Origin of the sequence: Caballeronia choica (genome assembly GCF_001544535.1) — a bacterium.
GTDB classification, from domain to species: Bacteria; Pseudomonadota; Gammaproteobacteria; order Burkholderiales; family Burkholderiaceae; genus Caballeronia; species Caballeronia choica.
In genome coordinates, this window is sequence record NZ_FCON02000007.1 from 109,810 (window position 1) to 134,326 (window position 24,517).

Sequence of the window (24,517 nt, forward strand, 5' to 3'; positions counted from 1 at the left end):
AGGGACGTCCGGTCCCCTGGAGACTTAAGCATACGCTCATGCAAAACGCGAGAGGCGCGGGACGGTATACCAGTGCAAAGGTTGCGGTCATCGTGACGGGCTATCCGGCCCTGCGCCGATGATCGGCAACACGTACAACGAGAAACGCATTCGGCAAAACTAAGTCGAGATCGCAAGAGATTATTGTTACCTATCATGGTAATAATACAGCCCGAAATCTCAATAGACATGTGAATATTGGGCGGTCAAATTTCCTACGTTGCCTCAATTTTTAACTTCGTGGCGGCACGGACATGCGCCTCGGCTTCGACAGACCAAGTTGGGGCCGAGCCGCTCTCATCAAGGTTCGAATAGGAAATGGCCATGGCAAGAATAGGAGTCGACGTCGGCGGAACCTTCACCGATCTGGTCCTCGAGAAGATGGACAAGAATGATTGTGCAAGGGTTTTCGTCCACAAGGTTGCGAGCACGCCACATGACCAGTCGGTGGGCGTGCTGCGCGGCGTGCTGGAAATTTGCGAGCAAGCGGGCGTCAAGCCTTCCGATATCACGATGATCGTGCATGGCACGACGGTCGCCACCAACATCACGATCGAACACAATGGCGCCGAAGTCGGCATGCTGACGACGCGCGGCTTTCGCGACATCCTGCATATCGGACGACACAAGCGGCCCCACAACTTTTCGTTGCAATTCGACGTACCCTGGCAATCTCATCCGCTCGTCAGGCGCCGCAACAGGATCGCGATCACCGAGCGAATCATGCCGCCGCATGGCGATGTCGCTGCCGAACTCGTCGAAGAGGAAGTGCTCGAGGCGGCCCAACTGTTCAAGGCGCGCGGCATCAGCTCGGTGATCGTGTGCTTTCTCTACTCGTTTCTCAACGACGCGCATGAACGCAGGGCCAAGGCGCTCGTTCAGTCGGTGCTGCCCGACGCCTATGTTTCATGCTCGTCAGAAGTCGCGAACGTCATTCGCGAGTACGAGCGCTTTTCGACGACCGCGATGAACGCATTCGTCGGCCCGAAAACCGCGCTCTATCTGAACAACCTCGAGAGCAAGCTGCGCGACGCGGGCATCAATGCGCATCTGCGGATCATGCAGTCGAACGGCGGGGTATCGACAGTCGAGATGTGTGCGCAACGGCCCGTGTCCATTCTCATGTCGGGGCTTGCGGGCGGCGTGATGGGCGGGCGCTGGGCGGGCGCCATGTCGGATGTGCGCGATGTGATCACCGTCGACATCGGTGGCACGTCAGCCGATTTCAGCACGATTCCCGACGGGCAGGTCAAGATCATGAACCCGCGCGACACCTACGTGGGCGCCTACCCGGTGCTCGCGCCCATGATCGACATGGCGACGATGGGCGCAGGCGGCGGGTCGATCGCATACATAGACGAGGGCGGCGCCTTTCGCGTGGGTCCGCGCTCGGCGGGCGCCGACCCGGGGCCCGCGTGCTACGGCCGTGGCGGCACCGAGCCGACCGTCACGGATGCGCAGGTGGTGCTGGGACGCCTCGACCCGGACCAGTTCCTCGGCGGCGGCGTAAAAATCGATCCTCAGCTTGCGCATCGAGCCATCGAGGAGAAGATTGCACGCCCGCTCGGCATGAGCGTGAAGGAAGCGGCGCTTGGCATCATTCGGATTCTCAATTCCAACATGTCGCTTGCGATACGGGCGAACTCGGTTGCCAAGGGCTTCGATCCGCGCCGCTTCGCGTTGCTTCCGTTCGGCGGTGCCGGACCGCTGAACGGCGTCGCTCTCGCCGAAGCGGTCAGCGCACGGGAGGTGATCGTGCCGCCGGCACCGGGCATCACGGCCGCGATCGGTCTGCTCGTCACCGACATGCAATATGAGTTCACGCGTTCGGTGCTCTCGGTGCTCAAGGACCTGACACAGGAGGAGATCGACAGGATCAACGGCGTGATCGACGAGCTCACTGCGCAATGCCGCGCGAGCCTCGACGCTGACGGTGTGCCTGGCTACCGTCAGCACTACACGCGCGTGGCGGAGTGCCGCTATCACGGACAGGGGTTCGAGTTACGTGCGGACATTCCAGAGGGCGCCGTGCGCCTCGCGAACGTCGAGCAGATCAAGGCGAACTTTCACGCGCAGCACAAGCGCGATTACGGATGGGCATTCGATGACGTCGATGTCGAGATCGTCACCGTGCGCGTGATCGGTGTGGCGAAAACCCCCGCGCTCCAGTGGCCGACGTTGCCGTCGGGATCGGTGCGCCCGGATGACCGTGCGCTCATGTTCGTGCGCCGCACGACATTCGACGATGGAGAGACCTACGACACCCCTCGCTATGACCGCAGTCTCTTGCTCGCCGGCAATACGCTGGACGGCCCCGCGATCGTGATCCAGCGCGATTCGACGACGCTCGTGCCGCCGGGCTATCGCGCGCGTGTCGTGGCGAATGGCAACATCCATATCAACCGTCAAGCGGCATAAGAGGAGCAGATCATGGAAAACGGACGCGTTGATCCGGTCACCTTGCAGGTGATTAGCGGAGCGCTGCACACGATCGCGGAGGAGATGAGTCATGTGCTCTATCGCATGTCGTTCTCTTCGATCATCCGGGAATCGCAGGACATCGGGGCTGGCCTCTTCGATCTCGATTTCAACACGCTAACCGAGTCGGAAGGCTCGCCGCTACACATCGGCTCCATCCCCGCTTATCTGCGCGGCATCCAGCGATGCCTGCAAGGCGGCAAGTGGGAAGAGGGTGACGTGGTCATCCACAACCATCCCTACTACGGGGCGAGTCACAGCCCCGACTTGTGCATCGTCGTGCCTGTGTTCTGGCATGGCGAACTGGTGGGGTTCGCGGCCAACACGGCTCACCACGTCGACATTGGCGCCGCGACGCCGGGTCTCATCATCGACATCCCGGACGTGTTCGCCGAAGGCATGCTCTTCGCGGGCGTCAAGCTGTACGAATGCGGCAAGCGCAATGATGGTCTGTGGCAATTCATCGGCTACAACAGCCGAACCGCGCGTCAAACGAAGGACGACATCGACGCACAGATCGCCTCGGCGCAACTCGGCGCGCGGCGCATGCAGGAACTGCTCGAATCATACGGGCGGGAAACCGTATTCGGCGCCGCCAACCAGTTGATGGCCTACACGGAAACGATGATGCGCGCCCGCATCGCCGAGATTCCGGATGGCGACTATCGCGCGGAAGGCTTTCTCGACGACGACGGCCTGAACCGGGACAAGCGCTTGCCCATCAAGGTCTGCGTGAAGGTCCGCGGCAATAGCGTCGAGGTGGATCTGACCGGTTCGGCCGGCCAGGTGCCGACAGGCTTCAACGTCCCGTTCGAGGGCTCGACAAAACCGGCTTGCTATTGCGCGTTCCGCGCAATTCTCACCGACAGCGCGCTCATGGACGTCAAGCTGCCGCCGAACGAAGGGTCGTTCCGGCCGATCAGCGTCGTGGCGCCAGAAGGTTCGATTTTCAATCCGATCTACCCGGCCGCGGCGGAAGCGCGCTTCACCCAGTGCAACCGGATGATCGACCTGATCATCAAGGCGCTCTCGCCGGTCCTGCCCGGACGCACGACGGCCGGCAACTCGGCGACGCTCTCGTTCGCCGCCTACTCGGGCATACGCCGCGAAGGAGACTACTGGGTGTTCCTCGAGGTCAACGAAGGCGCATACGGCGGGCGGCCGGCATCGGATGGTCCGGATTCGATCGACAACCTGATGGCCAACACTCGCAATAATCCTATCGAGGATCTCGGCATGCATCTGCCGATGGTCTGCGACCGGTACGAACTGCGCGACGATGTCTTGCCGGGCGCGGGACGGTATCGCGGTGGCATCGGCGTGGTCAAGACGCAGCGTCTTCTCGAAGGCGGCACGATCACGCACGAATCGGAACGTCACCTCGACGTGCCGTGGGGCGCGTTTGGGGGACATGAGGGCCAGGTAGGCAAGGTGGAAATCATCGGTGAGAACGGAGCTGTCAGGCAGATGCCCGCGAAGTTCTCCAATATCGCGTTGCAAGCGGGCGAAGCGATGGCGTATTACGCGCCTTGTGGCGGCGGTTACGGAGATCCGCTCGACAGACCGGCCACGCAGGTGCTCGATGACGTGCTCGATGATTTCTGCACGATCCAGCACGCGCGCGACGCTTACGGCGTCGTGATCACCCCCGGGCTTGCGCTCGACGAGACGGCGACGAACGCCTTGCGCGCGAAAGCGCGCGGTTGAGTCGGGAGCGGCGAGCCGGGCGGTTCCGGGTTCGCCGCTTCAGGATTCGATAGCCCGATTTTTTCGGGCGGTCTTCAGTTCCTGATAGTTAGCCATCCGAATGATATCCATAACCGACTCAATGATGGAATGCGCTGGCGTTCCTGGAGAGCGAAGATGAAACGAGAAGAAGCCGTATCACAAGCATTGTGGACGCCGCCACCGGTCGACGCGAAGGATGTCGGCCGCGCGAGCTGGACAGCGTTCCTTGCATGGGTATTCGCCGTGTATGACTTCATTCTGTTCGGGACGCTGCTGCCCGAGATAGGGCGACATTACGGGTGGAGCGAAGCGCAGCAGGCCGAGATTGCGACGCTCGTCGCGATCGGAACCGCCGTTGTGGCGTTTCTGATCGGCCCTATCGTCGACCGGTTCGGACGGCGCACCGGCATGATTACGACCGTGGCGGGCGCCGCGCTTTGTTCGGGACTCACGGCGGCGGCTGGAAACGCGGGCCAGGGCGTGCTGGTGCTGGTGCGGTCTCTCGCGGGGCTGGGTTATGCCGAGCAGACGGTCAACGCGACCTATCTCAACGAGATGTACGCGGCGCTCGACGATCCGCGCATGGAGCGCCGCAAAGGACTTTTCTACAGTCTCGTGCAGGGCGGCTGGCCGATCGGCGCGCTGGTCGCGGCGGGGCTGACCGCGGTAATGCTGCCGTTCGTCGGGTGGCGGGGCTGCTTCATCTTCGCGACGTTTCCGGCCATCGCGATTCTCTTCATGACACGCCGGCTCAAGGAGAGCCCGCAGTTTCTGCTGCATCGTCGTATCGTCGAGACGGCCCGCGCGGGCGACCATGCCGGTGCACGCGACCTTGCACGCGCGCACGGTCTCGATTACGAGAAGCACGGCGGCGGCATTGGCGCGGCGTTTCGTGGACGCGCCCTGCGCACCACGATCGTGCTCGGGCTGAGCTTCATGCTCAACTGGTCGACGATTCAGGTCTTCAGCGTGCTCGGGACGACGGTGATCACCAAGGTCCACGCGCTCTCGTTCCAGAGTTCGCTGGTCGTACTGGTGCTGTCGAACGTCGTCGGATACGCGGGCTATGTCGCGCATGGCTTCATCGGCGATCGCTTTGGGCGGCGCAATACCATCGTGGCCGGATGGACGCTCGGCGCACTTTCGTTTCTCGCGATGCTGTTCGCCCCGAGCGAGTTCCCGGTCGTCGTCACGCTCTACAGCGCAGGCCTTTTCTTTCTGATCGGGCCGTATGCCGCAGCGTTGTTCTTCATCGGCGAGAGCTACCCCACATCGATTCGCGCGACCGGCGGCGCGATCGTGACGGCGATGGGGCCGATCGGCGCGGTCATCGCGAGTGCCGGCGTTACCGCGCTGCTCGCGCACGGCGGCTCCTGGAAGGAAGGGGCGCTGTATTTCGGTGCAATCCCGTGTTTCGCGTCCGCGCTCCTGATGCTGTTTGCGCGCAAAAGCAGCGAGGGATCGGACCAATGAGGCGCAGGGCATTGTCACAGCTTGCCGCCGCGGCGGTCGTGTCGATCCATGCTTGCGCGGCACACGCCCAGTCGTCCGTCCAGCTATACGGGCTGGTCGATGCCTGGGCCGGCTCGTCGAGGCCGCTCGGCAGCGGCCAGGCCTGGACCGTCGGCGGTGGCGGCATGTCGACGTCGTACTGGGGAATGCGCGGCGCGGAGGATCTCGGCGCAGGCTGGCGGGCGACCTTCACACTGGAGGACTTCTTCCGGCCGCAGAACGGGCGCGCTGGAAGCTACGACGGCGAGCCGTTCTTCGGCCGCAGCGCCGAGGTTGCCATCGGCGGTCCTTGCGGGTCGGTCCATCTCGGACGGATCGTCACGCCGTATTTCGTGACGTCGGTCCTGTTTAATCCGTTCATCGATTCGTACACGTTCTCGCCGACGGTGCTCCATACGTACCTCGGCGTGAATGGGCAGGGGCTCGTCGGCGGATATGCCTGGAACAACGCCGTGCTTTATCGGACGCCGGTCCTCTCGGGATTCAATGCGGACGTCGTCTACGCGCTCGGCAACCAGGCCGGCGACGGCAACGCCCACAAGTGGGGCGGGTCCGTTTCGTATTCCGGCGGAGCGTTCTCCGTAAGCGTCGCGTTCCAGAGCCAGCCATTCGATTCGACGCCAGGAGACCTCGACGCGATCACGCCAGGCTTTTCACGGCAGACCGCCGTGCAGGCCGCGTTGCTCTGGGACCTGAATGTCGTGCGGTTCTACGGCCAGTATCAGCGGATCTCGAACGACATCAGCGGCGCCGACACGACGATCAATGGCGTGCAGCTCGGATTTGCCGTGCCGATAGGCGAGGGCAAGGCGCTCGCGTCGTACATGCATTCGAAGTCGTCGGGCGGGTCGCAGGCGATCCGAAGCACATTGGCGCTCGGCTTCGACTACAGCCTCTCGCGGCGAACCGATGTGTATGCCGCCGTCCTCGCAGACCGGGCGACCGCGCTCTCGTCGGGAATCACATACGGCGTGGGCATCCGAAACCGGTTCTGATTACTCGCGAAACATGCCGCGGCCCGGTTGTCTCCGGGTCGTTTTCGTTTGACGTCCGGAAGGCTCTAAATTGATACCGATTATGGTAACAAACGTGGCCAAATAGTAATTGGACGCACAATAATGTCGAACCTATAGTTTTCCTGCCGACACACATGGCAAGCACTGTCCCAGAGAAACTTTCGGAGATTGAAAAAATGAACGCAGGATTGAACGAGATGCTGGCGCAAGCCTTTGCAGAGTCAACGAAGCTCTATCAAGAGCGCGGTTTTCAGCGGCGCGTGGGATTTGGCAAGAAGCCTGCGCTGATCAACGTCGATCTCGCGAACGCGTGGACGCGGCCCGGCAATCCCTTCACGTGCGAACACATCGACGACCAGATCATCCCCGGCGTGCAGCGTCTGCTCGCCGCATGCCGTGAAAACAATCATCCGGTCATCCACGTGACGACGTGCTATCAGGTGACCGACCGCAACAATCCGCATACCGACATGGGCCTGTGGCACAACAAGATTCCGGTGGACGTGGTCAATCAAGCCGACGAGAACCTCTGGGCAATCGATTCCCGCATCGCCCCGATCGAGGGCGAGCAGGTGCTGATCAAGAAGCGCGCAAGCTCGTTTCATGGCACGTATCTCGCCGGTTTCCTTCGTGCGGCGGGCGTGGACACCATCCTCGTGACTGGCGTGACCGCCTCGGCATGCGTGCGCACGACGCTGTGCGACGGGCTGGCGGAGGGCTTTCGCACGATCGCGGTGCGCGAGTGCATTGGCGACCGCGTCCCTGGCGCGGTCGAATGGAACCTTTTCGATATCGATGCGAAGTTCGCGGATGTCGAATCGGTCGATCGCTGCGTCGATTATCTGCAAACGGTGAAGGGCTGAGCGCAAGGCGGAGCACTCTTGCGGCTCGCGAGATTGCAGTGACCGTTTTGATCGGTAACCATCCCTGCATGCCGCGATGAAGACGCTTCGGCGCGGCATGCGACCATCGGAGAGAGCAGTGTTCAATGCAAGGCAGACGATCGGCGAATACGACCCGGAACTCGGTTCGGCGATGGCGCAAGAGCGGCAACGTCAGGAGCGTCACATCGAGTTGATCGCTTCGGAAAACTACGTGAGCCGGCGGGTGCTGGAAGCGCAGGGCTCGGAACTTACCAACAAGTACGCGGAAGGCTATCCGGGCAGGCGCTATTACGGCGGATGCGAACACGTGGACATCGTCGAGTCGCTCGCCATCGACCGGGCGTGCAAGCTTTTTGGCGCCGCTTATGCGAACGTGCAGCCGCACAGCGGATCGCAGGCCAATGCGGCCGTGTATATGGCGCTGCTCGAACCGGGTGATACGATCCTCGGCATGAGCCTCGCACACGGTGGCCACCTGACCCACGGCGCGACGGTGTCGTTCTCCGGGAAGCTGTATCGCGCGGTCCAGTATGGACTCGATCCGCTGACCGGTTCAATCGACTACGACGAGGTGGAACGTCTCGCGCTCGAGCATGAGCCCCGGATGATCATAGCGGGCTTCTCGGCCTACTCCCGCGTGCTCGATTTCCAGCGGTTTCGTGCAATCGCCGATCGAGTCGGCGCATATCTGTTCGTCGATATGGCGCACGTGGCGGGCCTCGTTGCGGCGGGCCTCTATCCGAACCCGCTGCCTCATGCGGACGTCGTCACCAGCACCACGCACAAGACCTTGCGCGGACCGCGCGGCGGGCTGATTCTCGCGCGCGCGAACCCGGCGATCGAAAAGAAGCTGAACGCGGCCGTTTTCCCCGGCATTCAGGGCGGCCCGCTGATGCACGTCATCGCGGCGAAGGCCGTGGCGTTCAAGGAAGCGCTCGATCCTTCGTTCGTCTCATATCAGGAACGGACCGTCGCGAACGCGCGGACAATGGCATCCGTGTTCCGGCAGCGCGGCTACGATATCGTGTCAGGGGGCACCGACAATCATCTCTTTCTCGTCAGCCTGATCGGTCAGGGCATTACCGGCAAGGATGCCGACCTCGCGCTCGGCCGCGCGCATATCACCGTGAACAAGAACGCGGTGCCGAACGACCCCGAGTCGCCGTTCGTCACGAGCGGCATCCGCATCGGCACGCCGGCTATCACGACGCGCGGCTTCGGCGAAGCGCAAGCCAAGCAAACGGCATCGCTCGCGTGCGACGTGATCGATGCCCGAGGCCATGAACGCGTCCATGCGCGCGTGCGCGACGAGGTGGCCGCGTTGTGCGAGCGCTTCCCGGTCTACGGGCGTCCAACGGATCGGGAACTCGCGGGCGCCGAGCAGGGAGACGCGCATGCGCACCCGTGCTGAGCATCCGGCGCGGCGCCGAGTGGCCATCACGGGGTTGGGGCTCGTGACCCCGCTCGGTGTCGGCATCGAGCCGGTTTGGTCGAGACTCGTCGCGGGTGAAACAGGGATCGGCGTGATCGGTCGTTTCGATACAGCGGACCTGCCGTGTCGCATCGCGGGCCTCGTTCCGCAAGGACGCTATGCGGATGGCGGCTTCGACGAACGCGAGTGGCTGCCCGCCAAGGATTCGCGCAAGATGGACCGCTTTGCCAAATACGCGATGGCAGCCGCGACCCAGGCGCTCGACGACGCCGGCTGGCAGCCTGACACGGATGCGCAGCGCGAGCGCACGGGCGTATTGATCGGCTCCGGCATCGGCGGACTGCCGGGTATCGCCGAGGCCGCGCTCGCGCTTCAGGCGAAGGGCCCGAGAGCGATCTCTCCATTTTTCATTCCATCGAATCTCGTCAATCTCGCCGCGGGCCACGTGGCGATTCGGCACGGCTTGAGAGGTCCGACGCATGCGGTCGCGACTGCATGCGCGAGCGGGGCACACGCCCTCGGCGACGCTGCACGCATGATCATGCTCGGCGACGCCGACGTGATGGTCGCGGGCGGCGCCGAAGCAGCGGTGTGCCGGCTCGGCATCGCGGGCTTTTGCGCAGCGCGTGCCTTGTCCACCTCGTTCAACGACGAACCGCACGCGGCATCGCGGCCCTGGGATGCCCGGCGCGACGGGTTCGTAATGGGCGAGGGAAGCGGCATCGTCGTGCTGGAGGACTATGAGCACGCGTTACGGCGCGGCGCGCGCATTCATGCAGAACTCATCGGATACGGTCTTTCTGGCGACGGCCATCACATCGCCGCGCCGCGCGCCGATGGCGACGGCGCCGCGCGAGCGATGTCGATGGCGATCGAGCGCGCGGGCATCGAGCCGGCCGCGATCGACTACGTGAACGCGCACGCGACGTCGACCCATGCCGGCGACGAAATCGAATTGCAGGCGATCACGCGCGTCTTCGGCGCGCATGCGACGCAGGGCCTTTCGGTTTCGTCAACGAAAGGCGCGACGGGGCATCTGCTGGGCGCGGCGGGAAGCGTCGAGGCGATCATCACCATTCTCGCGATGCGCGCGCAAACCGCGCCACCGACGCTCAACCTTCACGAGCCCCCTCAGCAGTACAGCGACATCGACCTGGTGGCGCGCTCGGCGCGGTCGCGTCCGATCCGTTTCGCGCTCTCGAATTCCTTCGGCTTCGGGGGAACCAACGCCGCGCTCGTGTTCGCCAGACCTCTATAGAACACAGAAGGCCGATACGGTTTGCAACTCGATGCCTGAATTATCTTTTGGAGACGGACATGAGCGAAAGCGCATGGCAAGGAGCAGTGTTGGAAGACGAAGCGCGGCCGCATTCGCAAGCGACGATCGACGCGACGTATCGCCGGATCACGTTGCGGCTGATTCCCTTTCTCTTCATCTGCTATGTGGCGGCGTATCTTGACCGGATCAATATCGGGTTTGCACAACTTCAGATGCGCAACGACCTCGGTTTCGGCGACGCGGTCTACGGGCTCGGCGCAGGGATCTTCTTCGCCGGATATTTTCTGTTCGAGGTTCCGAGTAACCTCATCCTTGAGCGGATCGGCGCGCGCAAGACCCTGATCCGGATCATGCTTTTGTGGGGCCTGACGTCCGCGGGCATGATGTTCGTCCGTTCGCCCGTCGCGTTCTATGCGATGCGCTTCATGCTCGGTGTATTCGAGGCCGGGTTCTTTCCCGGCATGATCCTTTACCTCACATACTGGTATCCGGCCGGGCGGCGCGGCCGCGTGATGGCGCTGTTTCTGACGGCAGTGGCGATGGCCGGCGTCCTGGGCGGTCCCTTATCCGGCTGGGTGCTCAATCACCTCGATGGCGCGCAGGGACTGCAAGGCTGGCAGTGGCTGTTCCTCGTGGAGGGGCTTCCTTCCTGCCTGCTCGGGATCGTCGCGTTCTTCTACCTCGACGACAACCCGCAACAGGCGCGCTGGCTGAGCGACGCGGAGAAAGCCGTCGTGGCGAACCAGCTCGAAAGGGATCGCGACGCTTCCTCGCTTTTCGGCCAGCACAGCTTTGGCGGCGCGTTGAAGAGCGCCCGAGTCTACTCGCTGGCCTTCGTCTGGTTCACATTCATCTGCGGCGTCTACGCGATCAGCTTCTGGCTGCCGACCTTGATCCGAGGGACAGGCGTGACCGATGCCTATTCGGTCGGCATGCTGTCGGCGATTCCGTATGGCTTCGCGGCGCTCACGATGGTGCTGGTCAGCCGTCACTCCGACCGCTCGCGCGAGCGCAGATGGCACACCGCGAGCTGCGCGCTCATCGGCGCGGTTGCCATCTCGGCGATCTCTCGAGCAGGCGGCGATCTCACGCTGGCTCTCGTTTTCATCAGCGTGGCGACCGCGGCAATCTTCACGTTGCAGCCCCTTTTCTGGGCGATCGCGACCGATTTCCTGGCGGGGACGCGTGCGGCGGCGGGAACGATCGCGCTCATCAACAGCCTCGGCCTGCTCGGCGGATTCGCCAGTCCAAGCATGCTTGGCTTTGTCAAGACGATGACGGGCAGCCTGACAAACGGCCTGTACGTCGTATCGGCGTTATTGGTGATCGGAGCACTCGTCACGTTGAAGTCGGGCAAACGGCCGTTATGATGAAGCCTTGCCCCGGAACCCGAGTTGATTAATTCCGGCGACGCTCACTCAAGAGGAAACTGCGGCGGCCCATGCGAATCGACGTTCATCACATCCGGGCGTTTCTGGCGGTCGCGGAAGCGCTCCAGTTCAGCGTGGCGGCCGACCGCCTGCACATGACGCAGCCGGCGCTGAGCCGCATCATCAAGGCACTGGAGGAGTCGGTAGGCGCGGCGCTGCTCGCGCGCACGACGCGGCGTGTCGAACTGACCAATGCGGGGCGCGTGTTCGCTGAACATTGCCAGCTCGCGCTCACGCATATCGATCAGGCCATCACGCTTGCCCGGCGAGCGGAGGCGGGCAATATCGGGCATCTGCGCATCGCCTACATGGACTTCGCGATCAACGGCAGTTTGCCCGGCATCGTCGAGTCGTTCGGCAAGAAGTTTCCGTCGATCAGCATCGATCTCGTCCACATGCCGAGTACGGTGCAGAAGGAAGCCATGCTTGATTCGACCATCGACGTCGGGTTCATGATCGGACCGTTCTCCGCACCCAACATCGAGACGCGCGTCTTCGGCCGCGAACCGATGGTGGCGCTACTGCCTTCCGCTCACCGGCTGGCCGCGCGAAAGATACTGCGACTTGCCGACCTCGCCGAGGAGCGCTTTGTGCTCGGCGCGCCGCATTCGTGGGAGGCGTTTCGCCATCACTTTTTTTCGATTTGCCATCGCGCCGGGTTTTCTCCGACGATCGCGCAGGAGGCGTCCACTAGCGACGGGATCTTCGGCCTGGTGGCCGCGAACACGGGCGTCAGCATCTATCCCGAATGCATCAGGAACATCCAGCGCAGCGGACTGTGCATCCGGCCGCTCGCGGACAAGGACACCGCGATCGACATGGTCGCCTGCTGGCGAGCGGATACGCGCAATCCGTCGGTCGAGACCTTCGTCAGCGAGTTGAAGATGTCCGCGCCGCGCCGTAACGGGAAGCAGCCTGATCAGATATCGGCGAACTGAAGCGGTAGACCTTTTCGATGGTTTCGATCGGCTTCGGACCCGAAGCACAACGTTCATCGGAAGACAAACAAAAGCCGCCGCCGCAGGCCAGCCGTTGTTCTACGTCACGGTCATCCCGGCGCAACTGACAGAGCGGCAGCGCTGTCCCAAATGCAACGTTTTCAACTATCCGGCCGGCGATCGCCTTGCGCTCCGCGCGAGCCGCATAAGCCTTGTCGAACGTCTGCCAACTGCGGAACGGCTGAGGGGGACGGGGCGCGCTCGGGCAACGAGAGGAGCACTTCGGCCGCGTTGCGTGAGCGTGCGCAGCCTTTGTCGGCAAGGAGACGTAAATCTAGCTAAACCTAAATCCTGCGGATAGTCTCCGTCGTCAACAATATCAAGAGAACGTTAGAGTGCTCCCGCAAGCTTGCGAGACTCTCACGCTCGTCTCCAGGAGACATTTGATAGCTTTGGTCTTTATGCGTGAAACGTCGGCGCTCGCACCTATCAACGTCAAACAAGCCACTGCCTCATCCTGAAGATCGAGTATCGGTGCGCTTATCGCAGCCAGACCAGGGATAAGCACGGATTCGGCGTCGTCGTATCCGCGCTTTCGGATCTTTTCGAGGTGCTCGAGCAACTTGGCGGGCGGCTTCTCGAAATTCTTGGAAGCCGCCAGCTCGATAAGGTGGTCTCTAACTCGAGCAGGCGTGAATGCCAACAACGTCCGGCCTGTCGCCGAATTCGTCAACTGGAATACTGAGCCAACCGAAAGTGTGGTGATGAACGGGACGCGGCTGCGTTCCCAGCGAACGATCGTAGGTCCACGGTCACCGAGCACATTGAGCAGTGTAGGAAGCCCGGTGACAGCGGCCAACTGTGGCATGGCTTCGCTCGCGAGGCGCAGTGGATCCAGGCGCCCAAGCGCCGAGGCCCCGATGCGAAGTGCAGTGGGTCCCAGGTCATACAAACCGGTGATCTCGTTTTGAACCGCAAGACCGCTCGTCATCAGACTTGCCAGATAGCGATGCGCAAGACTGTTTGGCATGCCGACTGCTCGCGCCAATTCGCGCAAAGGCGCTGCTCGCCCAGCCTCGACGAGCGCGAGAAGGACCTCCGTTGCCTTGTCAGCAGACTGAATGCCGCGACGCGCTCCAGTCTGTTTAGGCGCAGTTGGAGGAAGGTCGTCTTCAGGCAAGGCCGATGACTGTTTGACTCGAGTTTTGCGTTCTGCCAATCTCGTCGATGCCTCTTAACATGGCGATGCCCTCGGTGTGATGCCCGAGGTCTCAAGACGCCGGTTTCTCGGCAAGCGCATTCAAGCCGGAGATTCACCGTCTTTGCGCCACGTACCTACCGTTATGCGAAAGGCATTTTAGCATGCTGATTTGACAGTAGAACCCAGGTCAAATGCAACTCGACGACGGGCAGAATGCGCTGGTTTGGCGATGCAGGACAAGCAGGATCTGGATCGGTTGGTAACGTGCCGTCTCCCCCAAGACCGAAGTACCGGCAGCGGCACGATCGCCTCTGCATTCGAACGTATCGACCCGTCACGAAATGGAAAAGCCACCATCGACCGCAAAGATCTGCCCAGTCGTCGTTTTCGATTCGTCTGAAGCCAGGAAGAGTGCCGTCATCGCGACCTCGCTCGGCTCGACCAGACCGAGAAGCTGTCGCTCGCTGGTTTTTTTCATCACATCGGGTTGCGTTTCAAGGAGACCCAGGACGCGATCAGTCTTCGTTACGGCGGGCGCGAGCGCATTCACGCGAATCCGATGCGGCGCATATTCGACGGCCATCGAGCGCGTCATCGAGGCAATCCCGCCTTTCGCTGCCGTGTAGGCATCCTTGCCGCGTGTGCCGACGAGCGCGAAGACAGAGCAGCTGTTGATGACCGAGCCGCCGCCGGTTTCCAGCATAGCGGCGATACCGTACTTGCAAGTGATCCACGAACCGAAGAGATCGAGCTTGATCGCGCGCCAGAACTCATCGGCCGGGCAGTCGGTCACGCGCGCGTCGATTGCGCTCGATCCGCCCGCGTTGTTATAGAGCACGTCAATCCGGCCGGCGAATCCGATCGCCGCATCGATCGATTTGCGCACGCTGTCCTCGCTCGTGACATCCACAGGAAGAAAGCGCGCGCTCCCGCCATTGCTATTGATCGCCTCGGCGACCAACCCACCATTCTCACGGTTGTATTCCGCGATGATCACGGTCGCACCTTCGCGAGCAAACAGTTCCGCTGCGGCGCGTCCAATGCCCGCGCCTGCGCCCGTAATGTATGCAACCTTTCCGGCCAGTCGGCCATTTTCTTTGCTCATGCTGGGACCTCGGATGTAGATACAGCAATTACACAAGACAGAATCGCTGGCGAACGGAACGTTCGGCAAGCAGTGCCTTCGAGCCTTAGGCGAGTGCCGAGTTGAAATTCCGCTCGGTATGGCTGCGTACAGGCTCTATAGCTTTTTTCGCTCGCCAGACAAAGCAAGACGACACCGCATCCGCTTCAATGGGTTCCCGACAAGCACACTATGCGAGTGTTGGCACTGCCTAGGCGAAGAGGTACGATTTCCTGATACGCGGGTGACGCATACCACTCTTCGGCTTTCTTCACGCTCTCGAATTCGAGGATGACGATCGTGCCCGTGCCAACATCGCCTTCCATCACCTTCTGGGAGCCGCCACGGACCAGAAAAACGCCGCCATAGGCGTCCAGTGTTGCCTTCACCTTCGCGCTGTATTCTTCCCACTCTGCTCCTGGCGTATGGAGCGTCACTTCAGCGAATAGGTAGCCTTTGGTCATTTTGAAAATTGCCTGGGATTTGATTGAGTTATAAAACGGAGCGCTGCTGATCTCTCGGCCTATTGACGGCGCCGGGCGTCCAGAGAGCATTCATGAGCACGTGGCAAGTCGCGCGGTCCGCCTGATCATTGCTGATTTGCAAGGCGACGACCCGGTTGCGCAATATCAGTTCGGTGTGGCCGAATTGGCGGGAGGATCGCATGCTACCGTCCCCATCTGCGCCGGCACTGAGATTTCCAGAAACTCGAAATCCTCGGATATTGCAATCTCATTGTGTTTGAGTCCGCCCGGAATATGGAGCGACTCTCCAGCGCTTACCCTGATGACCCGTCCGCCTTCAAACAGGAGATCTACCCAACCGCGAAGGGTATAGAAAAACTGTGATTCGCAAAGGTGATAATGCCAGCCTGTCTGCTGCATTTCACCCGTCGCGACAGTCACCTGGGCTCGCATCCGACCGTTTGAAGCCTCGGAGACTCCGAGGTCCCGATATTTGAAGAACGTTCGACGACCTGGTACTAATGGTGCGGTTTCCGCCGTAGCGTACGCCAGTTTCCCTAAGAGGTCTCCGGCGGCATTGGCTGCCTCCGAAGATCTGGATTTTTCGCTGTCGGAATTCATTATCTGCTCCGTAGATTTACAAAAGTATGAGAATTGGGCGCGTGAATGCTTGAAGAATTGGTCCAGGCTTTCACCGATCACTGCCGCGTTGTTCCGCGAACCAGGACGTCGGCTCGCTCTTCGACAATCTTGAGGATCGAAGTGAAATCGTCGCGTCCTCGGCCCTGCTCGATCGCTGTCTTCCAAAGAGATCTCGCTTCGTCCAGCACCGGAACTGAAACCTTTAACGCACGCGCCTCGGCGATTGCCAGTTCGACGTCTTTTGCGACGATCGAAAGATGCGCTCCGAAATCGAACGCACCAGTCAGCGCACAGCGGGCGAGAATATCTGCGGCCGCACTCTGCCCAGTGCTGGATCTGATCACGTCGCTCATGACATTGGCCTCCAATCCTGCTTTGGCTCCTATCGCCAGCGCCTCCGATGCAACAGCCATGTTGGCGGCCAGCATGATGTTGTTGACCAGCTTCATGGCTTGAGCCTGACCCGCTTGGTTGCCAAGCCTGTGAATCTTCTTCGCGATATAGGCGAGCCATTGGGCGGCATGTGCAACGTCGTCGCCGCTGCCCGACAACATGATCGTCAGCGCGCCGGCCCGGGCTGCTGCGGGGCCACCGCTCACGGGCGCATCGATGGTCCCAATATTCTTCTGCGAAAGTCTGTTCGCAATCGAGACAATGGCAGTGGGGCCAATCGTCGACATCTCGACGTAGGTACGCACGGCCTTTCCCATCGCAACTCCATCTTGACCAAAGATCGCCTCCTCGCATGCCGCGCTGCTCGGCAGGCACGCCATCACGACAGAGGCTGAGTCCGCAACCGAGCGAGGGCTCGAGTGAGCGATGGCTCCAGCTGCAACGAGCTGAGAAACAGCGTCGGGATTCGGGTCAAAGACGTGAAGCTGTGACTCGGGGTGGAGTAGACGCAAGGCCATCGCAGCCCCCATGTTCCCAAGACCAAGAAAGCCGATGTGCGTTGAGGCGCTCATTCGTGTGTCCCGTTTGATGTCGAAGATATCCGCTTGGCAGCGACGCCGCACAGTGTTTATGTTATCTACTATACAATGAATTATCTGATGGACAATTCGGGTAAACGCAGAACCTCATCCGGAGGGCAGAGAAGAGAAGGACTTCGGCGCCTTACGCCGCTCTGCATCGGCGCCGTTGCGAGCGCCGCGCAGATGGTGGCCGCTCGCGCCGTCGATGACGCAGTGACAAGCGGTTCCATCACCGATCTATCGCCCGTTGGTCGTCTGGCGTCTGGCGTCGGGCGGGTAGGCGGATCAATTGGAACGATGGCTTCGGAAGCCCGCGCTTGGCGATCGATCTTTGCGCGATGGAGAACGCGAAACCAATTTAGCTGCGTGTACAACCTGAACAAGGCTTACAGAGCCGGCATCTCGAGCCGCGAATGGACGAACCGCGAGAGCCTCGACCATGAACCAGGTGGCGGCTGAGAAGCATCGCGCGTATTTGAATGTTGGCCGGCGTGAGCGCGAGTTCCAATGAGCAGTGCGCGGTGGACCACCGTGCAGACGCTTAAGACGCGACCGCTATCGTCAATAGAACGGGATCGGCATTACCGAAGCAGGGAGGATGAGGTGATTCTCACTGACGCCTGTTCACGCGCTTGGCATGACGCTCGCCAAAGCAATCTCCGACGTCGAGCAGGCACGTCGGCGCGACTCGCTTCTCACGGGGTCTTGTTCGCGTAAAGTCTGCTCGCGAATATCGTACTGGCCTGGACTAAGTCCACAGGTATGGCCAATGCGGGGACCTCTGCGAAAAAGCTAAGGGGCAACCAGGATATGCTGCCCCTTGCACTTCGACGAGATTCAACAGGATCGGAGTCTGAAGATCTTCAAATGAGCAGTTCAATCAGGAAGGGACCGTTTTGGCGGAAGCTTTGCTTCATCAGATCGGCGCATTCCTCGAGCGTCGTTGCGCGCGCCGCTTCGACGCCCATGCCATTCGCGAGTTTGACCCAATCGAGGTCGGGGTTCGACAGATCGAGCATGCTCATGCCCGTGGGGCCTGGGGTTGCGCCGACATTCTCGTACTCACCGATCAGGATGTTGTACTTGCGGTTACTGAGCAGGATCGTGGTGCAAGGCAGTTTTTCGCGAGCTTGCGTCCACAATGACTGCAGTGAGTACATTGCCGAACCGTCGGCCTGCAGGCTGATCACTCTTCGTGAGCCACCGCCGGCCACGGCCGCGCCGGTTGCCACAGGAAGGCCGTCACCAATGGCGCCGCCGCTCAGTTGTAGCCAGTCATGGGGGGCGGCCGCGTGCGTGAATTTGTAGAAGCCTCGGCCATAAGAAATGCTCTCGTCAGAAACGATGGCGTTCTCCGGCATCAAGGCCGCCAAGGTCTGTGCGAGACCTTCTTGCGTCGGGGCGCCTCTGACGGGCGTGGGAAGTGGTCCAGGATCCGGCATTTCCACGATCGGTGCATTCAGCGCTTCTGCCAGTGCCAGAAGTGCGGCCTCGGGATCTTGATCGAACCGGGACAGGTGGTGCAGTTCGGCCGTGCTCGAGTATTGAATCGAGGGCCTGCCGGGGTACGCAAAGAATCCAACCGGTGCCTTCGCGTTGACCAGAATAATATGCTGGAAATGCTCCAGTACCTTGATGGCCTGATCGGTGTTGTACGGCACCCGTTCAATCGGCAAACGACCGCGGCCGCGCGCGACTCGGCCGTTCACGTAGTCGTATTTCAAGGTCGCGCCAGTTGCGCTCGCGATTCGCCAGGCAAGCGTCTGAGCTTTTGGCAGAGCGCCGCGACCCCCAAGGAGAATCAGGACGTTCTTGTTTTGACGCAGCACTTGCGCAGCATTTTCGACAGCAAATGGATCGATTGCCGGCGTTGCCGGTACGGGGAGGGCAGGGGCGGCTACGCCACCGGCGTCCCACGAAGTGTCCGAAGGAAGGATCAGGGTGGCAATCTGGCCTGGAGCCGTGCGGGCCGCTGCAGCTGCCGCGGCAGCGTCACGGCCGACGTCTGCGGAGTGGGTACTGGTGCGAACCCATCCCGATACGGCCCCGGCGAGACCGGCCGTATCAGCAGTCAATGGTGCATCGTAAGGATGATGATAAGTCGCCTGATCACCCACGATATTGACAATACCGCTCTTGGCGCGTCGCGCGTTATGCAGATTGGCCCAGCCATTTGCGAGGCCCGGCCCGCAGTGCAATAGCGTACTCGCGGGCCTTTCGGCGATACGGTAGTACCCATCGGCCATGCCGGTCACGACATTCTCCTGAAGACCCAGCACACAACGCATCCCCGGAATCTGATCCAGGGCCGCGACGAAGTGCATCTCGCTGGTTCCAGGGTTGGCAAAGCAGGTGTCTATCCCTGACTCCAACAACGTTGTCACGAGACTTTCAGCGCCATTCATCTTGTACTCTCTCCGGTTTCAAAAGTTTGCCCGTCGAATCGCAAAGCGATCATCCGGACACACTGAAATTTGGGTCATAGGGCCCAGCGCTGGGCCCCAGCCTCGGGTATCGTCGCCCGTCGTCGGGCGCCCGATCTTGATCACTTCGGCGCCCAGATCGGCCCGCGTCTGGCTGGCCCACGGTCCCGCCAGCACTCGCGACAAGTCGAGCACACGTACACCAGACAGTGCTTTGGCCATCACCTTTCCCCTCTGAATATCTGCGGTCGAACCGTCCCTTCACGACAGACGGGCCGACTCACGCCCAGCCCGAAACAGCCTTGACTTCCAGGAACTCCTCGATTCCCCAGACGCCGCCTTCGCGGGCGCGTCCGGATGCCTTGACGCCGCCAAATGGCGAGCCGGCACCGCGAGGTTTGCCGTTCATCTCGACCATGCCCGAGCGCAGTCGTGAAGCGACGCGATTGCGCTTCTCGCCGTCCGTCGACTGAACGTAGTTCGAAAGACCGTAGGGCGTGTCGTTGGCGATGGCGATCGCTTCCTCTTCGCTGTCGAACGGGATGATCGAGAGCACAGGTCCGAAGATTTCCTCGCGCGCAAGCGCCATTCCGTTATCGACGTCGGCGAAGACCGTAGGCCGCACGAAATAGCCGGTCTCATGCCCCTGCGGACGGCCGAGCCCTCCTGCAACGAGGCGCGCGCCTTCGTCAATGCCTTTCCCGATCATCTCCTGGACTCTCTGAAACTGCGCCTCGGACGCGAGCGGGCCGATGTGCTTGCCGGGCGTGTGCGCCGCATCGACTGAAACGCCCTCCGCGATCTTTCTCGCTTCCTCGACGACCCGTTCATAGACGGAGCGTTCGACCAGCATGCGCGTAGGCGAGTTACAGCTTTGCCCGGTGTTCTTGAAGCAATGGAGCACGCCGCGCTTCACAGCTTCGGGATCCGCATCCGCGAAGACCAGATTGGCGCCTTTGCCGCCGAGTTCGAGCGCCACGCGCTTGAGCGATTCGGCGGCCGCTTTCGATATCGCGATGCCGGCGCGAGTCGATCCGGTGAAGCTGATCATGTCGACATCGGGATGCGAGGACAGTCGGGCGCCAACGCCGATTCCGTCACCATTGACGAGATTGAACACACCGCCGGGAAAGCCCGCTTCATCCACGTACTCCGCGAAGAGCATGGAAGACAGCGGGGCGATTTCCGAAGGCTTGAGCACCGTGGTGCATCCAGCCAGCAATGCCGGGACGACTTTGAGCGTGACCTGATTCATCGGCCAGTTCCACGGAGTGATCAGGCCGGCCACGCCGATCGGCTCCATCAGAATGCGATCGTCGGGCGCGTGCGGTCCGAGACGCCGCTCGAATTCGAAATCGCGAAACGCCGTGATGAAGTTCCGGATGTGATAGGCACCGGCTCCAACGTGTTCGGACAAAGCCAGGTCGATCGGCGCGCCCATTTCCACACTGATTGCCTTTGCCATGTCCGGGGCGCGCCGCTTGTAGATGTCGAGAAGCCGCTTCACCAGACGCAAACGCTCGGCCGGCTCGGTGCGTGACCAATGTCCGAATGCCGAGCGGGCCGCTTCGATTGCGCGATCAGCGTCCGCCACATCGCCGATGGAGATCACAGCGCAAGGCTGTTCGGTCGATGGATCGATCACGGCGAGCTCGCGGGCTTTCTGAGGTGTTACCCAACGCCCTTCGATATAAAACTGTCTCTTATCAAGCACGATTTCTCTCAGTCTTCGGATTCAGAACAGATGGGCTTTCGGACATCTTCCGCAGGGATGCAATGCAGGTCGGTGACCGAAAAGTGCCAGTGACTGAACGGTAAACCGGTGGACGCACTTTGTAAATAGGGATGTTCAATTGTCTATAGGATAATTTTGTGGGCGGTCTTACCGTAGGGAGACCAGCCTCCCGTCGACGGGCAGTAGCCGTTTCTCGCACCGTCTTGCATCGCCGCTCGGACGGCGCATGTTTCACGCTGCGCGGAGGCGCCGGATCTTCCGTTGCTGGTCATGAGAGCGTGGGCACGGAATTGAAACTATCGAGCAGCAGCAGCAAAAATTATCTAATAGATAACGCGTAATCCCTATTTACAAAGCCCGATCGGCGGTTTACCGTTCAGTCACTGGCCACCTTTCCCGGCTCGATTCCGATGCGCTGGTCGGCACCGAGGGCGATGGTCTCCCGACGCTTGCGCATGCGGTTGGTTATGGCCTGGTCGCGCTTGCTTCGGAAGAGGTTGGCTCGATGGGCGTCGCCAAGGAACATACGCTCGAATATCTGCGCACCCGCAAGCAGTTCGGCATGCTCATCGGCACGTTTCAGGCGCTCCAGCATCGCATGGCGGATTTCCTGCTCGAAAGCGAACAAGCACGCTCGGCAGCGACCCGTTGCATGTCGGCATAGGGATGACGTGGGAACTGCCGATCTCTCATTACGCAAAGCGCCTCGTGATGATGGCCATCAGTTGGGCGACGAGGACCACCATCTCGCTCGACACACCGAGTTGGGGCGTGCCTCGGCGTCTTGAGCGCATGTCACACAAACGAACTGGGAGCAGTAAATGAAGATTCTTGTGCCTGTAAAGCGCGTCGTCGACTACAACGTCAAGGTCCGCGTGAAATCGGACGGGACGGGTGTCGACATCGCGAACGTCAAGATGTCGATGAATCCGTTCGACGAGACTGCGGTTGAAGAAGCGGTGCGGTTGCGTAAAGCGGGCGTGGCCACGGATGTGATCGCCGTGTCGTGTGGTGTGACGCAATGCCAGGAAATGCTGCGTACCGCGATGGCCATTGGTGCTCAATGCAGCGCTCGGCGCATCGCGTGCAGCCGTCGATGCAGGCTTTGTCCCGAACGATTACCAAGTCGGTCAAACCGGCAAGATCGTCGCACCGCAGTTGTATGTCGCGGTCGGCATCTCGGGCGCGATCCAGCACTTGGCCGGCATGAAGGACAGCAAGGTCATCGTCGCGATCAACAAGATGCTGAAGCGCCGATCTTCGGTGTCGCTGACTACGGCCTCGTCGACGATCTCTTTTCAGCGGTGCCTCGACTCGTCGCCGAACTGGACTAACACGCAAACAAATATGCTGGTGATTTCTCACGACAACGTTCGGCGCGCAGCGGCGAAGCGCGCTGACAAGGACGATGCCTCGCTCTGGCGCTGGTTCTCCGAACTCTACGACGAAGGAAGGATCCGGTGGTGCAGATCCGCGCAGGGCTGGCTGGTTAGCGTGGACCACAAGCATCTCGCGACGGAGACCGACTTCGATACTGCAATCCGCGTTTCGCGCGAACGTTACCACACCGGTCAAGTCAAGCGGACCAAGCCATCGTCGATGGGGCGCTCTTTCGAACGCTAGTCGAGATGCCGGCGCTCGTCCGCACCCTGTGAGGACGAGCTATCCAAAGAGGGTTTTTGTCTATTCGCCGATGGACGGTGAACTGACGCCTCGCGCAGTCATTGACTGGTGCGAGAGAAGAGACAGCCTGGTGCCTGAAGTGGAAGAAGGCCCAGGCGTCGGGATTCAAAATAATATTCAGGAGCGGAGACGTGTATGGCATTGCTTATTGTTCTTGCTGCATTGGTCTTTCTGATGCTGGCCGCATATCGCGGCTATAGCGTCATTCTCTTCGCACCGATCGCCGCGCTTGCGGCGGTGCTGCTGACGGAGCCTGCAGCCGTTGCTCCCGTTTTCTCCGGCATCTTCATGGAGAAGATGGTGGGGTTCGTCAAGCTCTATTTCCCGGTATTCCTGCTTGGCGCGTTGTTCGGCAAGGTGATCGAGATATCGGGCTTCGCTGCGGCCATCGTCGCCGCCGCGATTCGCTATATCGGTCGCTCGCGTGCCAACCTGGTGATCGTCGTAGTGTGCGCGCTTCTTACATACGGCGGTGTCTCGGTGTTCGTCGTCGTATTCGCAGTCTATCCGTTCGCCGCTGAACTCTATCGCCAGAGCAATATTCCCAAAAGATTGATGCCTGGAGTGATCGCGCTCGGCGCGCTCTCCTTCACGATGGATTCGCTGCCCGGCACGCCGCAGATTCAGAACATCATTCCGACCACCTTCTTTAAGACCACCGGCTGGGCTGCCCCCGCGCTGGGGACAATCGGTTCCATATTCATGCTTGTCGTTGGCCTGATCTATCTCGAATGGCGCCGTCGAAGCGTCATGGCTAAAGGCGAGGGCTATGGCAATTTGCTCGTGAATGAACCGGAGCGCGTCACTGCCGATGTACTGCCCAACCCTTTACTCGCGATCATGCCGCTCGTCCTGGTGGGCGTCGCGAACTTTTTGTTCACGAAATGGATTCCGGCTTGGTACGGCGCGTCGTATACCGTGGCGCCGCAAATTCTTCCCGGTGTGCATGTTCCCGTAACGATTTCGATCAAGACCGTGACCGCGATCTGGTCGGTCGAGGCCGCGCTGATGCTTGGGATTGCGCTCGTGGTCTTCACGGCCTTTCGCCGCGTGTCTGCGGCGCTTGCAGACGGCACCAGGGCGGCGGCCGCGGGCGCCTTGCTGGCGGCGATCAACACCGCATCGGAATATGGCTTCGGCGCGGTGATCGCGGCACTTCCCGGCTTCGTCGTAATCAGCGACGCGCTCAAGACGATACCGAATCCGCTCGTCAATGCCGCGGTGTCGGTGAGCACCTTGGCCGGCATCACGGGTTCCGCCTCGGGTGGCATGAGCATCGCACTTGCCGCGACATCGGAACTTTTGATCAAGAACGCACAGGCCGCGCAGATACCGATGGAAGTGCTGCATCGGGTGGTTGCGATGGCGAGCGGCGGCATGGACACGCTGCCGCATAACGGCGCGGTGATTACCTTGCTGGCCGTTACAGGCCTGACACACCGCCAGTCTTATCGAGAGATCTTCGCGATAACGCTGATCAAGACGCTAGCGGTTGGTTTCGTGATCGCTCTCTACTACGCGACGGGACTTGTCTGA

At 61.2% G+C, this 24,517-nt stretch carries 17 protein-coding genes and 4 pseudogenes; 13 read left to right on the top strand and 8 right to left on the bottom strand.

What is annotated here, in order from left to right:
- Positions 1 to 363: 363 nt before the first annotated feature.
- The 9 genes from AWB68_RS05120 (at position 364) to AWB68_RS05160 (ending at position 12,736) form a co-directional block, all read left to right on the top strand.
- Complete coding sequence (locus AWB68_RS05120; protein WP_087643271.1) at positions 364 to 2,457, top strand: hydantoinase/oxoprolinase family protein; 2,094 nt, start codon at positions 364 to 366, stop codon at positions 2,455 to 2,457.
- Between the two features lie 12 nt (positions 2,458 to 2,469).
- A complete protein-coding gene (locus AWB68_RS05125; protein ID WP_087643272.1) occupies positions 2,470 to 4,224 on the top strand; it encodes a hydantoinase B/oxoprolinase family protein in 1,755 nt (584 codons plus the stop codon).
- Between the two features lie 156 nt (positions 4,225 to 4,380).
- Positions 4,381 to 5,718 (top strand): MFS transporter, encoded by a 1,338-nt coding sequence (locus AWB68_RS05130; RefSeq protein ID WP_087643273.1) that lies wholly within the window; start codon positions 4,381 to 4,383, stop codon positions 5,716 to 5,718.
- Entirely contained in the window at positions 5,715 to 6,752 is a 1,038-nt protein-coding gene (locus AWB68_RS05135; RefSeq protein ID WP_087643274.1) for a porin, read from the top strand. Before AWB68_RS05130 ends, AWB68_RS05135 begins: the two co-directional genes overlap by 4 nt.
- A gap of 197 nt (positions 6,753 to 6,949) precedes the next feature.
- Positions 6,950 to 7,636, top strand: a complete 687-nt coding sequence (locus AWB68_RS05140; RefSeq protein ID WP_087643275.1) for an isochorismatase family protein — start codon at positions 6,950 to 6,952, stop codon at positions 7,634 to 7,636.
- 118 nt (positions 7,637 to 7,754) lie between these two features.
- Positions 7,755 to 9,068: a serine hydroxymethyltransferase gene (glyA, locus tag AWB68_RS05145; RefSeq protein WP_087643276.1), complete on the top strand. Its 1,314-nt coding sequence runs from the start codon at positions 7,755 to 7,757 to the stop codon at positions 9,066 to 9,068.
- Positions 9,052 to 10,347 carry a beta-ketoacyl-ACP synthase II gene (fabF, locus tag AWB68_RS05150; protein ID WP_087643277.1) on the top strand — a complete coding sequence of 432 codons (1,296 nt, stop codon included), beginning with the start codon at positions 9,052 to 9,054 and terminating at the stop codon, positions 10,345 to 10,347. Before glyA ends, fabF begins: the two co-directional genes overlap by 17 nt.
- Before the next feature lie 59 nt (positions 10,348 to 10,406).
- Entirely contained in the window at positions 10,407 to 11,738 is a 1,332-nt protein-coding gene (locus AWB68_RS05155) for an MFS transporter (protein ID WP_087643278.1), read from the top strand.
- Positions 11,739 to 11,809: 71 nt separating this feature from the next.
- Positions 11,810 to 12,736, top strand: a complete 927-nt coding sequence (locus AWB68_RS05160; protein ID WP_087643279.1) for a LysR family transcriptional regulator — start codon at positions 11,810 to 11,812, stop codon at positions 12,734 to 12,736.
- Between the two features lie 379 nt (positions 12,737 to 13,115).
- Here the strand turns inward: AWB68_RS05160 and AWB68_RS05165 are convergent, their stop codons facing one another.
- The 8 genes and pseudogenes from AWB68_RS05165 to AWB68_RS05200 form a co-directional block, all read right to left on the bottom strand.
- On the bottom strand, positions 13,116 to 13,955 hold the full coding sequence (locus AWB68_RS05165) for an IclR family transcriptional regulator (RefSeq protein WP_087643280.1): 840 nt from the start codon (positions 13,953 to 13,955) through the stop codon (positions 13,116 to 13,118).
- A gap of 316 nt (positions 13,956 to 14,271) precedes the next feature.
- Positions 14,272 to 15,042 carry an SDR family NAD(P)-dependent oxidoreductase gene (locus AWB68_RS05170; protein ID WP_087643281.1) on the bottom strand — a complete coding sequence of 257 codons (771 nt, stop codon included), beginning with the start codon at positions 15,040 to 15,042 and terminating at the stop codon, positions 14,272 to 14,274.
- A gap of 185 nt (positions 15,043 to 15,227) precedes the next feature.
- A complete protein-coding gene (locus tag AWB68_RS05175; protein WP_160109974.1) occupies positions 15,228 to 15,524 on the bottom strand; it encodes a DUF1330 domain-containing protein in 297 nt (98 codons plus the stop codon).
- Between the two features lie 165 nt (positions 15,525 to 15,689).
- Positions 15,690 to 16,145, bottom strand: a complete 456-nt coding sequence (locus AWB68_RS05180) for a cupin domain-containing protein (protein WP_087643283.1) — start codon at positions 16,143 to 16,145, stop codon at positions 15,690 to 15,692.
- Between the two features lie 77 nt (positions 16,146 to 16,222).
- On the bottom strand, positions 16,223 to 17,131 hold the full coding sequence (locus AWB68_RS05185; RefSeq protein ID WP_087643284.1) for an NAD(P)-dependent oxidoreductase: 909 nt from the start codon (positions 17,129 to 17,131) through the stop codon (positions 16,223 to 16,225).
- 872 nt (positions 17,132 to 18,003) lie between these two features.
- Positions 18,004 to 19,545, bottom strand: coding sequence for an acetolactate synthase large subunit (locus tag AWB68_RS05190; protein ID WP_087643285.1), 1,542 nt, complete (start codon positions 19,543 to 19,545; stop codon positions 18,004 to 18,006).
- Positions 19,546 to 19,635: 90 nt separating this feature from the next.
- Positions 19,636 to 19,785 (bottom strand): annotated as a pseudogene (locus AWB68_RS05195) (CoA transferase); the annotation flags it as partial.
- A 58-nt stretch (positions 19,786 to 19,843) separates the two neighbouring features.
- Positions 19,844 to 21,277: an aldehyde dehydrogenase family protein gene (locus tag AWB68_RS05200; RefSeq protein ID WP_087643286.1), complete on the bottom strand. Its 1,434-nt coding sequence runs from the start codon at positions 21,275 to 21,277 to the stop codon at positions 19,844 to 19,846.
- A 421-nt stretch (positions 21,278 to 21,698) separates the two neighbouring features.
- Here AWB68_RS05200 and AWB68_RS05205 point away from each other — a divergent pair.
- The 4 genes and pseudogenes from AWB68_RS05205 to AWB68_RS05225 form a co-directional block, all read left to right on the top strand.
- Positions 21,699 to 22,086, top strand: a pseudogene (locus AWB68_RS05205) (acyl-CoA dehydrogenase family protein); the annotation flags it as partial.
- Between the two features lie 33 nt (positions 22,087 to 22,119).
- Positions 22,120 to 22,359: pseudogene (locus AWB68_RS05210) on the top strand (electron transfer flavoprotein subunit beta/FixA family protein); the annotation flags it as partial.
- Positions 22,358 to 22,632 (top strand): annotated as a pseudogene (locus tag AWB68_RS05215) (FAD-binding protein); the annotation flags it as partial. The pseudogenes AWB68_RS05210 and AWB68_RS05215, both read left to right, overlap by 2 nt.
- 484 nt (positions 22,633 to 23,116) lie before the next feature.
- Positions 23,117 to 24,517, top strand: coding sequence for a GntP family permease (locus tag AWB68_RS05225; protein WP_087643288.1), 1,401 nt, complete (start codon positions 23,117 to 23,119; stop codon positions 24,515 to 24,517).

Coding starts and splice junctions, on each gene's coding strand:
- AWB68_RS05175 (WP_160109974.1), bottom strand. CDS start 15,524: ATGACCAAAGGCTACCTATTCGCTGAAGTGACGCTCCATACGCCAGGA.
- AWB68_RS05130 (WP_087643273.1), top strand. CDS start 4,381: ATGAAACGAGAAGAAGCCGTATCACAAGCATTGTGGACGCCGCCACCG.
- AWB68_RS05160 (WP_087643279.1), top strand. CDS start 11,810: ATGCGAATCGACGTTCATCACATCCGGGCGTTTCTGGCGGTCGCGGAA.
- AWB68_RS05180 (WP_087643283.1), bottom strand. CDS start 16,145: ATGAATTCCGACAGCGAAAAATCCAGATCTTCGGAGGCAGCCAATGCC.
- AWB68_RS05190 (WP_087643285.1), bottom strand. CDS start 19,545: ATGAATGGCGCTGAAAGTCTCGTGACAACGTTGTTGGAGTCAGGGATA.
- AWB68_RS05170 (WP_087643281.1), bottom strand. CDS start 15,042: ATGAGCAAAGAAAATGGCCGACTGGCCGGAAAGGTTGCATACATTACG.
- AWB68_RS05120 (WP_087643271.1), top strand. CDS start 364: ATGGCAAGAATAGGAGTCGACGTCGGCGGAACCTTCACCGATCTGGTC.
- AWB68_RS05125 (WP_087643272.1), top strand. CDS start 2,470: ATGGAAAACGGACGCGTTGATCCGGTCACCTTGCAGGTGATTAGCGGA.
- AWB68_RS05155 (WP_087643278.1), top strand. CDS start 10,407: ATGAGCGAAAGCGCATGGCAAGGAGCAGTGTTGGAAGACGAAGCGCGG.
- AWB68_RS05185 (WP_087643284.1), bottom strand. CDS start 17,131: ATGAGCGCCTCAACGCACATCGGCTTTCTTGGTCTTGGGAACATGGGG.
- fabF (WP_087643277.1), top strand. CDS start 9,052: ATGCGCACCCGTGCTGAGCATCCGGCGCGGCGCCGAGTGGCCATCACG.
- AWB68_RS05225 (WP_087643288.1), top strand. CDS start 23,117: ATGGCATTGCTTATTGTTCTTGCTGCATTGGTCTTTCTGATGCTGGCC.
- AWB68_RS05135 (WP_087643274.1), top strand. CDS start 5,715: ATGAGGCGCAGGGCATTGTCACAGCTTGCCGCCGCGGCGGTCGTGTCG.
- AWB68_RS05140 (WP_087643275.1), top strand. CDS start 6,950: ATGAACGCAGGATTGAACGAGATGCTGGCGCAAGCCTTTGCAGAGTCA.